Genomic DNA, 14,903 nt, shown 5'->3' on the forward strand with positions numbered 1-14,903 from the left:
GGTCTGTTGGCGTAATGTCAATATTCGCATAATGTATATTATGTTAAATGATGTTTCATGCTGCGAAGACTTTATAGCTCCCCCACAGGTTTAACAGCCCGCATTTGCCGTCAACTCTCTGGACAAGCCATGTACTTCGTGTGTACATGGCAAGTCGTCAGAAAAGACTCATCTATTGCTCCAGCAAGCTGATCGATACTGATCACGTTGCGCCCGAGCCTACTCAGGCGCATTACCTCTCACCAACGGCAAATAAATCAAGCCGAACAATTCGCGCAGCGCATCGAAACGCCGTGCATAGGCGGCCTCGTCTCCATAGATAAGTTCGACATTCAGGCTGTCGATCAACGCCAGATAGGCCTCGGCCAGCAAGTCGACATGCGGTTGTTCAAACGCCGGATACGTGTCTTTCAGAGACGCCTGGAAATGCCGTCGTATATCAGCCAAATAACGTTCGAAACCGGATTTGACGTTTTGCTCAATGGCCGCTGGTGGATAAAAAGCTGCGCGCAGCAAGAACCGTAACGCCGCACTTTCGGCGTATCGTCCTTGCAGGTTGTCAACATAACGCTCACCAGGAGCCTGGTTTGCCTGTGTAGTCGAGAATTGCCCGCTTACGTAGGCCTGCTCACTTTGCAACGCCAGGTTTAGTACAGCCGAGTACAACTCATCCTTTCCAGAAAAATGAGCGTACAGCGAGGCTTTTTTGATCCCGGCGCTGCCGGCAATGTCATTAAGTGATGCCGCGTCGTAGCCGCGATCGGCAAAATGTAACAAGGCAACATGAACAATCCGTTCCGCTGCCGGGGTTAAAGTCGTTGAAGTCATCAATTGCCCTTTTTCTCAGTGCCCAGCGAGGTTAAAGGAAGCATCGTCGCTTGTAGACAAGCTAATCCATGTCAAGGCGCAGACTATCAATGCACTTAGACTCAGCAGCACAGTCCACGCAATGGCTCCATGCGTCAATGCTATAGCCGAAATGGGTGTGGCGCTCGATGAGACGGTTAGTTGAAATGCCCCCAGCAACGCTGCCGTCGACCCCAAGGCGCGCTCTTGGGAAGACATGACCAGCGACATTAGCGTCGACTCAGCGATACCCAACCCGAACAGTGCCAGCGCCATGCCCGTAACAATACCTGCAAGCCCAACGCCTGTGACGGTCGCTACTAAAGTCGTGAATGCGCCTAAAACAATGCAGCTCACACCGATCCAAGTAAGACGTTTGAGGCCCAGCGTAGTGATTAATTTGCCAGCGACCATTGCCCCACACAGGATCGAACAGCCCGTCACGCCAAACAAGATACCGAATGCTTGCGGCGTCAGCCCGTAGATCTCCTGGTACACCAGTGTCGCGCCACCGATATAAGCGAACAGGAAAAAAAACACCGCAGCAACGGCCAATGTAGGCAGTAAAAAGCGCCGGTCGCAGCCGATTGCCAGGTAAGTACGGCATGCAGCGCCCAGTTGCAAGGGTTCACGTTTGTCTGTTGCCAAGGTTTCAGGCAGGTTCAGCCAACTGTTGATGAGCACCGCCATGCCAAGAATGGCGAGGGTGAGCATCACTGCCCGCCAACCAAAATACGAGTCTATAAATCCACCCAATGCCGGAGCCAAGATGGGCGCCACACCTTCGATAGTCATTAACAAGGCAAACAGTTTGGTTGCCGTTGCCCCTCGGCTGACATCACGTACGGTGCTCATGATCACCACCAGCGTCAGCGCACTCCCAAGGCCTTGTACGAAGCGAAAACCCAACAATACTGAGAGTGTTGGCGCCCACGCCGAGCCCAAGGAGCAAAGGATAAAGACGACCAACCCGATCAATAGCGGCCGTCTACGCCCGTAGGCGTCCACGAAGGGTCCGAACAGTAGTTGCCCTGCCCCCATGGCAAGCAGGAAAAATGTCAAAGTGAGTTGGACACTGGCGAAGCCTGCGTCGTAATCACGCGCAATTTCGGGAAGGCTAGAAAGGTACATGTCCACTGCGGAAGGTCCCAAGGCCCCTATTGCCCCTAAGCCAATCGCCAACTTCATGGGGACCCGCTGCTGTTGCACGGTATTCATTATTTGATCTCGATTTATTAACAACCTACCGGTCGGTAGGTTTCCAGAATAATAAATATAATCGCCTCACGGGTCAAACGGCCGCCTTTAACCTGATCCTCCATACCCACACCCAAACCACTCGTCGCCCATAACCCTTTAACCGTCCTCTTCGCCTACCCTCCGTTCTGATCACCGCGCAGCTCCAGCGCTGGCTTGTGGTGAACACACGCGAGATACCTACCCTGCCCATCAGCTATTTCGCAATGTCTTCAATATGAATTGATCGGAGTTTCCATGACAGGCAAAACCGTCCGCGATGTGACGTATCAGTTGCTACGAGAGCTGGGGCTTACCACCATGTTTGGCAATCCTGGCTCGACTGAGGAGACCTTTCTCAAGGATTTCCCGGCCGATTTTCGCTACATCCAAACCTTGCATGAGTCTTCTGCGGTTGGTGCGGCGGATGGTTTTGCGCAGGCCAATCGGCGACCGGCGATCGTTAACGTGCATACCAGTGCCGGCCTGAGCAATGCCATGAGCAACATTTTGACCGCGTTCCAGAACAGAACGCCGTTGATCATCACCGCAGGTAACCAAACCCGGGACATGTTGCTGATGGAGCCGTGGCTGACCAATATTGAGCCGGCTCTTTTGCCCAAGCCTTGGGTGAAGTGGAGTTATGAGCCGGTTTGCGCTGAAGATGTCCCGGCCGCGTTTATGCGCGCTTACGCCATCGCCGTACAGCCGCCGGCCGGCCCGGTGTTTTTGTCGATTCCACTGGATGATTGGGACAAGCCTGCCAAAGGCCCTGCCGTTGTGCGCTCTGTGGCCACGCGAATTGCTCCGGACCCTAAGGTGCTCAGCGCGTTTGCTCAGGCATTGTCCAACGCCACTAATCCGGCGCTGATTTATGGTGCGGCCATCGCCCGTGGCCAGGGCTGGCCGCAAGCCATTGCCCTGGCTGAGCAGTTGCATGCTACGGTGTACGCCGCGCCTGCTTCTGAACGCCGTCCTTTCCCGGAAAGCCATCCGCTGTATGCCGGCGGCTTGCCTTTTGCCATTGCGCCTTTATCGCAAAAGCTTACCGGCCATGATCTGGCCATCGTCATTGGCGCTCCAGTGTTTCGCTATTATCCCTACGTTGCCGGCGACTACTTGCCTGCGGGCTTACGCCTTTTACACATCACTGACGACCCCAGTGAGGCAGCTCGCGCACCGGTCGGCGACAGTGTGCTGGGGGATGCGGTCCTGTCACTTGATGCCCTGATTGCTCAGGTCAAGCCGCGCCCTGTTGGCAGTGCTGCGGTCAAGCGCCAGGCACATGGCTTGGCTCCGCACCCAGCAGCTACGCACGCAGAAAGCACCGATGGGTTGTTGTCATCGCTCAGTGTGTTCCAGGCCCTGCGCGCTGCAACGCCCGCCAATACGGTTCTGATTGAAGAGTCGCCTTCTAACCTCGCAGAACTGCACAGCGCATGGCCTGTGGATCAGCCCGACTCGTTTTATACCTTTGCCAGTGGCAGCTTGGGCTGGAACCTTCCGGCCAGTATCGGTATTGCGTTGGCTGAGCGTGACAGTGGGCGCAATCGCCCCGTGCTGGCGATCATCGGCGATGGCTCGTTCCAATACTCCATTCAAGGCTTATGGACGGCGGTGCAGCACAAGTTACCGATTCTCTTTGTCGTGCCTCGCAACGGGCAATACGGGATTTTGAAGTCCTTTGCTGTGCTGGAACAAACGCCGAACGTGCCGGGGCTGGATTTGCCAGGTCTGGATTTTGTCGCTCTGGCAACAGGCTATGGCGCCCACGGGGTGCGCGCCAATACCCTCGATGAGATACGCAAGGCCTGCAGCGAGGCCTTCACCCGTAACGTGCCAACGGTACTGGAAGTGCCGGTGCAAGCGACCATACCGCCGCTGCTCTGACCTGTTTTTCTCGCTAAATCCGAGCGCTTAACCTTGGGCGCTCGGACCCATTACTACTTGGGAGTGCGTCAGCCCCCCCATCCCCAACACCCACTCCCGAAAAATCACCGCACAGGGCGATAACGGCCGATGCTTGACCGACACCAGGTACTCGGCGCGCCCTGTCACGCATTCAAACCCGGTGACGCGCTGCAGCTCGCCTTTGGCAAAGGCTTCGTCGCCCATGAAGGTCCACGCCAGGCCAATGCCCATGCCTTGTTGCACCGCGCGAAAAGCCAAGGTCAGTTGGTTGAACACCGGGGCTTTTTCCGGGGCGAGGTAGTCGATGCCGAAATGCTCAAACCACTGCTCCCAGTCCAGGCAATGCCAGGCCGAGGTGTCGATCTGCACCAGGTTGGCGCTGGCCAGTTGTTCCAGGGTTTGTATATCCGTGACGTCCAGGGCTGCATGGGCAACCGGGAAGACGATTTCAGGAATCAGGAAGTCGCAGTTTAAAGCCCCCCACTCGCCTTGGCCGTAGAGGATGCCCAGGTCGTAATCCTTGAGGCTGGCTTCATCGAATTCATTCATTGCGTGCACGTGCACGGCGATGTCGGGATAGGCCTTGTTGAATTCGATCAGCTTGGGGAACAGCCAAAACTGCGCCAAGGCATGGGTCGCCAAAATTGAGACGGTGTTGGGTTGATGCACATTGCGGATCCGCGTCACGCTTTGGTGCAGCGTGGTCAGGAGTGTATTGACCGTTATCAGCAGTTCCTGCGCGGCAGGCGTGAGCATGACGCCGCGCGGTTTTCTTTCGAACAGCGGCACGCCAATGCAGTCTTCCAGCTGACGCATTTGTTTGCTCACGGCGCTTTGGGTCAGGAACAACTCTCTGGAAGCGCCGGTAAAGCTTGAGTGGCGGCCGACTGCTTCAAAGGTGATCAGGGTTTCCAAAGGCGGCAAGGCACGCAGGTAACGGTTTATGATGCAGCTCCTTGTGGCGACAAACAGCAAGATATTCCGTAGCGGAATGGGTGACTGATTTTTTATCGCAGGTGACGTTGAATTGCTACCGATAGAATCTCGCCAAAGTCATTATTTGAGTGGGCGTGATGAAAAGCGGGATTGTGTTTGCGTTGCTGGCCGGGGCCATTTGGGGCGGAGTGATTCTTGGGCCATCCCTGCTGCCGGAATTTAATGCGGTACTGATCAGCAGCGTCCGCTTTGCGATGTATGGCCTTATTTCCCTGGCCGTTGCACTGCCCATGGCAAAACGCTTGCTCGCCAAAATCAACCGCGCCGATGTCGGCATGCTGGTGCGTCTGTCACTCACCGGTAACGTGTTGAACTATGCACTGCTGGGCGCCTCTGTGCAGCTCAGCGGGGTCACGGCGGCCTCGTTGATCAACGGCATCATGCCGGTGGCCATCACGTTTTTGGGCCGCGCCGATGCGGGCTCGTTGCCGATCAGCAAACTCAAGCTGCCTTTATTGATGGTATTCCTCGGAATCGTATCGATCAGCCTGGAACATACCGGGGCCCATTCATCGGGCACAGAGTTGACCACGCAACTGCTGGGCATCGCTTGCGGGTTCTGCGGTGTGGTCAGTTGGTCGTGGTATGCCACCCACAATGCCCGTTACCTAAAACAGAGCGCGTTCAACAGCAGCGAATGGTCAACCCTGCTAGGCATCGCTACCGGGATCGTCGCCGTGGTGTTTGGCCTGGTGGCCTGGTTGCTGTTCCCCAACCTCATGCCTGCCAACATCGACAGCAGTCGCTGGATGGACTTTTTGTGGGTGTGCCTGTTCCTGGCGTTCTGCGGTTCGTGGATTGCCAATGGGCTATGGAATGCCTGCTCAAGGCGCATGGCAGCGTCGCTCAGCGCGCAATTGATTGTCTTTGAAACGCTGTTCGCCTGTATTTATGGCTTCTTTTACGCCCAACGCCTGCCCAGCCTCATCGAGTTGCTGTCGATTGCTTTGTTGGTGGGCGGCGTGGTCTGGGCGGCGAGGCGTCATCGGTTGCCGGGCGTTAAGCTGCCAAGCCCGGCTTGTCATGGCTAAAGCGCTGTTACGCGTGCCAGCAGCGATACCAGCCGTTGTTTTCCGAGACTTGCAGTTCAGTTTGATACAGCGCCGAAAGCTTCTCGCTGGTGAGGATCTCGCGCTTGGGCCCGTCGGCAATCAATTTGCCTTGGCTGATAAGAATCACCCGGTCGATTTCCGGAATGATCTCGTCGATGTGGTGAGTCGTGATGATCATGGCGCGATCTTCGCCACAGAAATTCCGCATCAGCGACAACAAACCAAGGCTGGCACCCATGTCCAGGCCGCTGGTGGGTTCGTCGAGGATCAGCGCTTGCGGGTGGTGAACCAGGGCGCGGGCCAGCAGTAAGCGGCGCTTTTGCCCGGTGGACAAGCGCTGGAACATGCGCTGTTCTTCAATATCGATGCCCAATTGCTGCATGAGGTTGCGGGCCAAGGTGATGTGTTCTTCATTGGGCTGCAAGTGAGCGTGGGCGCCCATGGCGCCAAAGAAGCCGGACACCACCACATCCAGCGCCGAGGTGTACGGGGTGTAATCCTCTTGCATGTCCTGGGACACAAAGCCGATCTTGCTGCGCAGGGCCCACAGGTTCACGGTTTCATCGCCGAACAGCTTCAGGTAGCTGCCTTCACGCTCAACCGGGTAGATCTCGCGGTTGATGAGCTTTAACAGGGTGCTTTTGCCGGCGCCGTTAGGGCCAAGGATGGCCACGCGTTCGTTGTAGCCTATGTGCAGCGAGACGCGGTCGAAGACCTGTGTTTGCTGTTGAAAAGCGCTGACCTGGTTCAAATCGATCATGGTTATGCCTTGGTTGACCGTGGGTGCGTGCCGTAGCGACTAGCGTTTTGCCGCGCGAGACTGTACGACGCATTCTTGGGTTTTGAAACCCTTTTACGGCCGGTAAATCCTCCACCCATGCGCGCAAGCACGGCGTGGCAATCTTCACTATGAATGGAAACATTTCTCATTTATATTTGCTGCCGCTCTGCTCCCGCTCAGGCCGATCATGCCCTTCGACCCCGTCAAACCCTCACTGCTCAGTACACTGGTGCGTCACTACGACGAGCTGGTAGATCATGTGCGTCGGCGTTTTGGCGATCGCGGTTTTGCCCGCGAAGTGGTCCATGATGTCTGCGTGCAATTGCTTGAAAAACGCGAAAAGGATAACGTCCACACGCCGTTGGCTTTGTTGCGCAAGATATCCCACGATCAAGCGGTCAACCGCTACCGCAGTGAGCGACGCAGCCAGGCCTGGCTCATTGAGATGCCCGAACCGCTGGATGCTGTCTGCCCGGCGCCGTCACCAACGCGCCAGTATGAGTCGGCTCGGGAGCTGGAGTTGCTCACCCAGGCCATCAGCCAATTGCCGGAGCGTTGCCAGATGGTCTTTGTCATGCACAAGATTCACGAGTTGCCCCAGGCTGAAGTGGCTGTACGTATGGGCATTTCACTAAAAACCGTTGAAAAACACCTGCGCCTGGGCATTGCTGCCTGCCGCGCACACCTGGATCGTCCGCCCGGCCCTTTATGAACACGCCCTCTTCACCCGAGCAACCGCTGTCCGCCGAAGACCAAACCCTGGCCCGCCATCGCGAAGAGCTGCGCAAGCGCTTTCCGATGCCCACCCCCAAGCCGCGCAAACCGCGCACGCCGCTGGTGGTTGGGGCCCTGGTCGCGCTGGTGGGTGCAGGCCTGCTCTGGACAGACCCCAGCTATCGCATCGAGCAGTACAGCAGTGCACTGGGTGAGCGGCGCGTGCTCGATCTGGCAGACGGCAGCCGGGTGGTGCTAGACAGCGGCACCCAGGTTGAAGTCAGTTGGCACTTGCGTTCGCGTCGCGTGGCACTCAACAGCGGACAGGCCTTGTTCGATGTCAGCAAGACGCTGTGGCGCCCGTTCCAGGTGGATGCCGGTGCTGCCCGCGTGACCGTGTTGGGCACCCTGTTCAATGTGGCCCGCGAAGAGAATGCCGTGCACGTGGCATTGGTGCGCGGTAGCGTCAACGTGCAGTCAATCACCGATCCGGCACAGCAACAGCGGCTGATTCCGGGGCAGCAGTTGGCGGTCCTTGACGGTCAGCTACAGCCAACCCGTAACGCCGACCTGCCCGGCGTGCTGGCCTGGCAAGAACGCAAGCTGGTGTTCTCCCGCACCCCGCTGGTACAAGCCATTGCGCAGATCCAGCGTTATCGTCAGGCGCCGATTCGCCTCGAAGATCCAGCCCTGGCGCAATTGCCCATCAGCGGCGTATTCAACACCGACAACGTTGAAGACCTGCTCGACCTGTTTCCGCATATCTTGCCGCTGACGATGGCGCGGGATGCGGACGGTACGTTGCACATCACCCACAAGCCTGCAAAAAAATAATTCAGTGACGAGGTAGGGTTTTGCCGTGCGGGAGACGGCAATAGAACTAACCCTAACGTTCTCAGGAGCCCCGTCCATGAAACAACGCTTGCCGGCGCGTCAGTATCTGTCGCTGTCTGTACTCGCCACCAGCCTTCTGTTCGCCCTCTCGGCCAATGCCCAGGACAAGGACACCTTCGACGTCGACTTGCCGAGCAGCAACCTGGAGCAAGCGCTGAATACGCTGGCCCAACAGTCCCGCATGCAAATCATTTTCGCCAGCGACGTGGTCGGCAACAGCACCACCCCGGCGCTCAAGGGTCGCTATACCGCCGAAGAAGCCCTGCACCGACTGCTCGATAAACATGGCCTTAACGTGCAAAAGCGCGACGAGCAGACGTTTTTTATCGTCGCGCAAGACACGCGGGCCAGTACCCTCAGCCCACCACCACCTGCTGAGCCGGTAGCTTTGGGCACCATGGTGATCAAGGGCGATGTGCTGGGCAGCGCCACCGACCCGGAAGTTCGCACCTACGCGGGCAGCCGTACGGTGATTGGCAACGAGCAACTGCAAAAAGCCAGCGTGCGCGGGGTCGATGAAGCCTTGCAACGTGTGCCGGGGGTCAAGGTGTTTGACGAAACCGGCACCGGCGCACTGCCACAAATCGCCGTGCGCGGCCTCTATGAAAGCCGCAGCGGCCGGGTTCAAGCTTTGTCCGACGGGATTCCGCTGGCATTGGCGCCCTATGGCCAGACCGGGCTTTCATTATTCCCGGTGACCATGGCGACGGTGGATCGTATCGACGTGGTGCGCGGCGGCGCGGCGGTGCAATACGGCCCGAACAACGTCGGCGGAGTGATCAACTTCATCAGCAAACCCATCCCCCGCGAGTGGCAAAACACGGTTCAAGAGCGTACCACCTTCAACCCCGGTGGCCGCCAGTTATGGGACACCTACGTGGGCACCGGCGGTTACCTGACCGACAATTTCGGCCTGCAACTGGACCTCAACAGCATCAACGGTGAAACCGGTCGTGAACACTCCGACACGGATATCCAGAACTACCGCCTGCGCGGCCAATGGAACATCGACGATGACCGTGACCTGAGCTTCGGCATTCAGCACTACCGCGCCGACATGGACCTGCCGGGCGCCCTCAGCGTGCGCGACTACAAAGACAACCCGCGCCAGTCGACCCGCCCGCTGGACAACTTCGAAGGCAATACCGACCGCGTCTGGGGCACCTACACCCAACAATTGGGCGCTATTGGGCCGTTCGATTCGGTGCAGTTCAGTTGGACCAACTTCGCCCACAAGAGCTACCGCAACTTTGTCGTGGGCCTGCCTTTCACCCCGGATGGCACCGCCGTTACCAAGCAGGATGGCCCGCGAGACTTTAAGGTCTGGGGCAGCGAGCCGCGCCTGAGCATGAACATCGACGGCGACCAGGTCAGCCAGACCTGGTTGCTGGGTGCCCGCTACGTCAAGGAAGACATCGACTACAAGGTCGATCGCCAAAGCGTTGCCACGGGCAAAACCACGCCGTTCCGTGACTGGCAGTTCAATGACTCGGCCAAGGCGTTCTACATCAGCAACGCCATCGGCCTGTTCGACAACCGCCTGACCATCACCCCCGGTGCGCGTTATGAAAATGCGCGCATGGATTACGACGACGGCATCACCGGCTTTACCAACGAGAACACCTCCCGGGAGTGGTTGCCGGGCCTGACCGTCGGCTTCCAGGCCAGTGACGACTGGTACGTGTACGCCAACGCGCAGAAATCCCTGCGGCCGCCGCAAGTCACGCAGATCGTCAAGGAAGGTCAGGTCGGTGCTGAACTGGCGTGGAACTACGAAACGGGCGTGGGCTATACACCTTGGGACGGCCTGCGCGTCGATATGGGCCTGTACCGCATCGATTTTGAGGATCAGATCGTCTACAACGGCACCACCGACCGCTTCGTCAACCTGGGCAGCACCCGTCACCAGGGCATCGAAAGTGAAATCTTCTGGACCCCGCAAGCCCTGCCCGCCCTTGACTTGCACGCCAGTTATGCCTACCTCGATGCCAAGCAGCGTAACGGTATCTACAAAAGCAATGACGTGCCCTTCGCTTCGCGCAACCAGTTCAGCGTCGACGGTCATTACCGTTTTGCCGAACACTGGAGCTACAGCCTCGATGGCCTGTACGTGAGCAGCGCCTACACCGACGCCGCCAACAGCGTCGACGAAGACGCCATTGCCTCGGTCGGCCGGCTGCCCGCCTACTGGCTGTGGAATACCGCCATCGAGCGCCAGTTCAAGTTGCAAGACCACAGCGTACTGACTGCCTCTGCGGGCATCAGCAACCTGTTCAACCGCGAGTATTACTTCCGTGGCATCGACACCAGCCCGTGGGGCCGCCAACCTGCACCGCAACGTTCGTTGACGTTGGGGCTGAACTATCAGTTCTGATTAACAGCCACCCTCTCCTTCGGGAGAGGGCGCTTTTGATTTGCCCGGCCCCAAATCCCGTAGCAGTTGTCGAGCTTTGCGAGGCGACGTCCATGCGCACAGCAACCGCGAGGGGCAGAAACGCTTCAGCCTCAATGGAGCCTCCGATTGATGAAACTTTCTTCATAAAGGCATCTCGCCACACTTAAGGTATGCAGTTGCGGCATAGCCCATTCTGAAACGTCATAAACCTGTGTTTTGCTGCGTGGTAGTCTCGCAGAACCATGAACAGGCATAGATCGTAATTCGATGATGGCCAGAAACAGGAAAGATCATGCCCAAAAAGTCCCACACCGCCCTGCGCAATAATTTCCGCCAATTGCTTGCCACCCCTGCGTGTTTCGAAACGGCTTCGGTTTTTGACCCGATGTCCGCACGTATCGCCGCTGACCTGGGTTTTGAGGTCGGTATCCTCGGTGGCTCGGTGGCGTCGCTGCAAGTCCTGGCAGCCCCTGATTTTGCCCTGATCACCTTGAGTGAGTTCGTCGAGCAGGCCACCCGTATCGGCCGCGTCGCTCAACTGCCTTTCATTGCCGATGCTGACCACGGCTATGGCAATGCCCTCAATGTGATGCGCACTGTCGAAGAACTCGAGCGTGCCGGTGTTGCTGCACTGACCATTGAAGACACCTTGCTGCCCGCACAATTTGGCCGCAAATCCACCGACCTGATCTCTATCGATGAAGGCATCGGCAAAATCAAGGCCGCCTTGGAAGCCCGTGTAGACCCGGCGCTCTCGATCATCGCGCGGACCAACGCTGGCGTGTTGTCTACCGAAGACGTGATCAAACGCACCCAGGCTTACGAAAAAGCCGGTGCAGACGGCATCTGCATCGTGGGGATCGACGACTTTGCACAGCTTGAGCAAATCAGCGAGAAGCTCACAGTGCCGTTGATGCTGGTGACTTATGGCAACCCGAAACTCAATGACAGCCAGCGTCTGGCCAGCTTGGGTGTACGCATTGTCGTCGCCGGTCACGCCGCTTACTTTGCATCGATCAAGGCCACCTACGACAGCCTGCGTGCCCAGCGTCACCTCACCAACAGCACCAATAACCTCAGCGCGACCGAACTGACCCACACCTACACCCAGCCGGAAGACTACGTGGCCTGGGCCAAAGAGTTCATGGACGTAAAAGAGTGATTCACCACCGGTTGGATAACACGGCCGTTATCTCACCACCTTGATAGACCTGTGGTTGGACAACGACCGCATGGAGAGCGTTACGTCAGACGATGTCATCTACCACACCGCCGTCTACCCGCAGTGCCGCCCCTGTCGTCGCCGACGCTTGAGGTGAACACACGTAGACGACCATGTTGGCGACTTCTTCAACCGTTGCTGCGCGCTGAATGATCGAGCTGGGCCGATTGTGTAAAACAAATGCAGTCGCCACTGACTCCAGGGTTTTACCCGTACGCTCAACCTCGTCTTTCAGCATGTTTGCAACCCCTTCGGACAAGGTCGGCCCCGGCAATACGCTGTTAACCGTCACGCCGCTACCTGCAACCCGCTTGGCCAACCCTCGCGCCAACGCCAATAGCGCTGTCTTGGACACGCCGTAATGGATCATGTCAGCCGGAATATTGCGTGCCGACTCCGACGACATAAACACCACCCGCCCCCAACCTTTATTGACCATGGCCGGCAGCAACGCCCGGCTCAAGCGAACCCCGGACATCACATTGGTTTGCCAATAGCTGTCCCAGACCTCGTCATCGGTTTCGTAAAAGTCCTGAGGCCCATAGATACCGGCATTGTTCACCAGAATATCCACCTCACCGGCATCGCGAACCAACGCCGCAACACCCTCGGCGGTGCTCAAGTCAGCAGCAATACCCTGCACCGACGTGCCCGGTACCGCTTTCGTCAACCTGCCAACGGCCTCAGCCACAGACTCCGTACTGCGACCATTGAGAACGATCTGCGCGCCCGCCTCTGCCAGGCCCTGGGCGATGGCAAAGCCGATACCCCCGGTGGAAGCCGTTACCAATGCGCGTTTGTCATTGAATTGGATGTTCATCGCTTCTCCTTGTCATGCGTGATCGTGCGGATCTGTGATGGGCACACTCAGTACGACCTTCAACAAAGCGAATTGACTCCCGGACCATTCCAAAAACAAACTTTACCGCCGCGTGGATACTTATCGCTGGCTGCCATCAATTAACCAATTTGACAGTGTTGCGCATAGAACCCGGCGATCCGGCGCCACATTTCGGTCGGATTGGAGTACATGGGGAAGTGTCCGCAGGCCGGTATCTGCGCCAGTTGCACGCCCGCACGTTGAATGGATGACAGGTACGACAGCGAGGCGTTCTGTTCGCCATACATAAACAGGCGCGGGCAACTCAGGCCAAGGAATTTGCCCATCAGGTCGGCGTTATCAGACAAATCGACTATCGACTCGAATATCCCGCGCACCGCCTCAGCTCGCACCTTGTGGCGCAAGCTTGCTGAATACAGCGCGCTGGCAAATGCCGGAGCATGGCGGGTGCGCTCGATAAAGGCGTTGAAAAACGCCTGCTGATCCTGGGCCGGGTAATCCACGATCTGGCGGCTGAGAAAACAGTCTTCGGGGGCAATATTGCCTTCGATATCGACAAAGCTCAGCACCCGATCAGGGTACTGGTGGGCCAGTAACAGCGCATTCAGCCCGCCCATGGAATGGCCGACCACGTGAAAGCGCTCAATCGCGAAATGCTCCAACACCTGAAGGGCGGTTTGTAACTGGAAAGGAATGCTGACCCGCGACAGGTCATCGCAGCGGGTTTCACCACACCCCGGGGCATCGAAGGCCAGGAATGGATGCCCGGCGAACGCTGGCTGCAAGGCAATGTCTGCGTAGTCTTCTTTGGTCGAGCCAAAACCATGCAGGAACACAATCGGGGCCAAATCGCCTTCGCGGTGGATGGCGGCGACATTCACCGGCACGCCCTCGACGTTAAGCGGCAACTGGTGGTGGGTAAAGCTGGCAAGGGTTGGCACGTAAAACCTCTGGCACTAAAAATAAAGCGCCAATGTCGGGGCAATTGCTGCGGCTGTACATTCCTTATTCCGTTAGATTTTGATAGGCCAAACCTATCAAAACCACAGACCCGGACTCAAACCTTGTCGCGGAACCTGGCAATGATTTCATCGATCAGCGGGTTGGCCCGCTCGGTATTCCAGGCTACCGCGGTGGTCACCACATTGAGCTTCTGGCTCAACGAGCGAAAAACCACGTTGGCCGGGGCCAGCTTCTTCAAGGACGCCGGAACCAGCGCAATACCCTGCCCATAACTGACAAAGGCAATCTGTGACGCCACCGAGCGTACTTCGTGCAACACCCGTGGCGAAAAACCGCTGGCCTTGCAGGTGGCGATCAGGTTGTCGAAATACACCGGGCTGACTTTGCGCGAGAACATCACCAACGGTTCATTGGCCAGGCTGGACAGGTTCATCCGGCTGCGCGAAGCCAGGGGGTGATCCGCGGCCATCGCCACCACCAGTCGGTCTTCGAGCAATGGCAACGACTTGATTGATGCGCCCAAGTCACCGTCCAGGCGGGCAAACGCCAGATCAATGTCTGATGATTCAAGGGCCGGTACGGCTTCAACACTGTCGATTTCACGCACCGAGACGGTCAGGTGCGGATAGTCGTTTTTCAATTGTTCAATCAAGCCCGGCAGTACATCGAACATCGCCGTAGAAATTGCCCCAATGGTCAGAACCCCCGACTGGCCGGCCACGGCTTCTTCAACGGCCAGTTCCAGACGCTCCAGTTGCTCGGCGAATTTACGTACCGCCGGCAGGATCGCCGCGCCCACCGGGGTCAATTTGGCACCGCGCCGGGAGCGATCAAACAACTTGACCTTAAGCGCTTGCTCAAGCACCTGAATCTGCTCGCTCAAGGGTGGCTGCGACATGCCCAGGCGTTTGGCGGCGCGGCCGAAGTTTTGCTCTTCAGCCACGGCCAGGAACAACCAGAGGTGACGGATCAGACGGAAATTGATCATGGCTTATCCATAGGTTTGGCGTATCTAACGCTTATTTGATTCGTAATATACCTATCAAACACAC

General features: G+C 57.6%; 13 protein-coding genes. 6 read left to right on the top strand and 7 right to left on the bottom strand.

Going from position 1 to position 14,903, the window contains the following annotated elements; translation table 11 throughout:
• Positions 1 to 219: 219 nt before the first annotated feature.
• Both AAEZ03_RS01785 and AAEZ03_RS01790 read right to left on the bottom strand, forming a co-directional pair.
• Positions 220 to 828, bottom strand: coding sequence for a TetR/AcrR family transcriptional regulator (locus AAEZ03_RS01785; protein WP_350575474.1), 609 nt, complete (start codon positions 826 to 828; stop codon positions 220 to 222).
• Between the two features lie 15 nt (positions 829 to 843).
• A complete protein-coding gene (locus AAEZ03_RS01790) occupies positions 844 to 2,064 on the bottom strand; it encodes a multidrug effflux MFS transporter (protein ID WP_278938460.1) in 1,221 nt (406 codons plus the stop codon).
• A 276-nt stretch (positions 2,065 to 2,340) separates the two neighbouring features.
• On the opposite strand from AAEZ03_RS01790, the gene mdlC reads away from it, so the two are divergent.
• Positions 2,341 to 3,972, top strand: a complete 1,632-nt coding sequence (gene mdlC / locus AAEZ03_RS01795) for a benzoylformate decarboxylase (protein ID WP_350575478.1) — start codon at positions 2,341 to 2,343, stop codon at positions 3,970 to 3,972.
• 27 nt (positions 3,973 to 3,999) lie between these two features.
• On the opposite strand, the gene AAEZ03_RS01800 is transcribed toward mdlC, so the two are convergent.
• A complete protein-coding gene (locus AAEZ03_RS01800; RefSeq protein ID WP_350575481.1) occupies positions 4,000 to 4,917 on the bottom strand; it encodes a LysR substrate-binding domain-containing protein in 918 nt (305 codons plus the stop codon).
• Between the two features lie 146 nt (positions 4,918 to 5,063).
• Here AAEZ03_RS01800 and AAEZ03_RS01805 point away from each other — a divergent pair, with 146 nt between their 5' ends.
• Positions 5,064 to 6,020: a DMT family transporter gene (locus tag AAEZ03_RS01805; protein WP_350575547.1), complete on the top strand. Its 957-nt coding sequence runs from the start codon at positions 5,064 to 5,066 to the stop codon at positions 6,018 to 6,020.
• Positions 6,021 to 6,027: 7 nt separating this feature from the next.
• On the opposite strand, the gene AAEZ03_RS01810 is transcribed toward AAEZ03_RS01805, so the two are convergent.
• Entirely contained in the window at positions 6,028 to 6,801 is a 774-nt protein-coding gene (locus tag AAEZ03_RS01810) for an ABC transporter ATP-binding protein (RefSeq protein ID WP_350575484.1), read from the bottom strand.
• Between the two features lie 208 nt (positions 6,802 to 7,009).
• Between AAEZ03_RS01810 and AAEZ03_RS01815 the strand changes: the two genes are divergently transcribed.
• The 4 genes from AAEZ03_RS01815 (at position 7,010) to AAEZ03_RS01830 (ending at position 11,987) form a co-directional block, all read left to right on the top strand.
• Positions 7,010 to 7,534, top strand: coding sequence for an RNA polymerase sigma factor (locus tag AAEZ03_RS01815; protein ID WP_350575487.1), 525 nt, complete (start codon positions 7,010 to 7,012; stop codon positions 7,532 to 7,534).
• Positions 7,531 to 8,370 (top strand): FecR family protein, encoded by an 840-nt coding sequence (locus tag AAEZ03_RS01820; protein ID WP_350575489.1) that lies wholly within the window; start codon positions 7,531 to 7,533, stop codon positions 8,368 to 8,370. The genes AAEZ03_RS01815 and AAEZ03_RS01820 overlap by 4 nt, the downstream gene beginning before the upstream one ends.
• A 76-nt stretch (positions 8,371 to 8,446) precedes the next feature.
• Positions 8,447 to 10,804: a TonB-dependent siderophore receptor gene (locus tag AAEZ03_RS01825; RefSeq protein ID WP_350575492.1), complete on the top strand. Its 2,358-nt coding sequence runs from the start codon at positions 8,447 to 8,449 to the stop codon at positions 10,802 to 10,804.
• A 313-nt stretch (positions 10,805 to 11,117) separates the two neighbouring features.
• Positions 11,118 to 11,987, top strand: coding sequence for an oxaloacetate decarboxylase (locus AAEZ03_RS01830; protein ID WP_048372137.1), 870 nt, complete (start codon positions 11,118 to 11,120; stop codon positions 11,985 to 11,987).
• A gap of 85 nt (positions 11,988 to 12,072) precedes the next feature.
• Here the strand turns inward: AAEZ03_RS01830 and AAEZ03_RS01835 are convergent, their stop codons facing one another.
• The 3 genes from AAEZ03_RS01835 to AAEZ03_RS01845 form a co-directional block, all read right to left on the bottom strand.
• Positions 12,073 to 12,867: an SDR family NAD(P)-dependent oxidoreductase gene (locus AAEZ03_RS01835; RefSeq protein ID WP_153372057.1), complete on the bottom strand. Its 795-nt coding sequence runs from the start codon at positions 12,865 to 12,867 to the stop codon at positions 12,073 to 12,075.
• A gap of 140 nt (positions 12,868 to 13,007) precedes the next feature.
• Positions 13,008 to 13,829: an alpha/beta fold hydrolase gene (locus AAEZ03_RS01840; protein WP_350575496.1), complete on the bottom strand. Its 822-nt coding sequence runs from the start codon at positions 13,827 to 13,829 to the stop codon at positions 13,008 to 13,010.
• A 116-nt stretch (positions 13,830 to 13,945) separates the two neighbouring features.
• Complete coding sequence (locus AAEZ03_RS01845) at positions 13,946 to 14,839, bottom strand: LysR family transcriptional regulator (RefSeq protein WP_350575499.1); 894 nt, start codon at positions 14,837 to 14,839, stop codon at positions 13,946 to 13,948.
• Positions 14,840 to 14,903: the final 64 nt, after the last annotated feature.

It is taken from the genome of Pseudomonas sp. HY2-MNA-CIBAN-0224 (assembly GCF_040310285.1).
Classification (GTDB): Bacteria; Pseudomonadota; Gammaproteobacteria; order Pseudomonadales; family Pseudomonadaceae; genus Aquipseudomonas; species Aquipseudomonas helleri.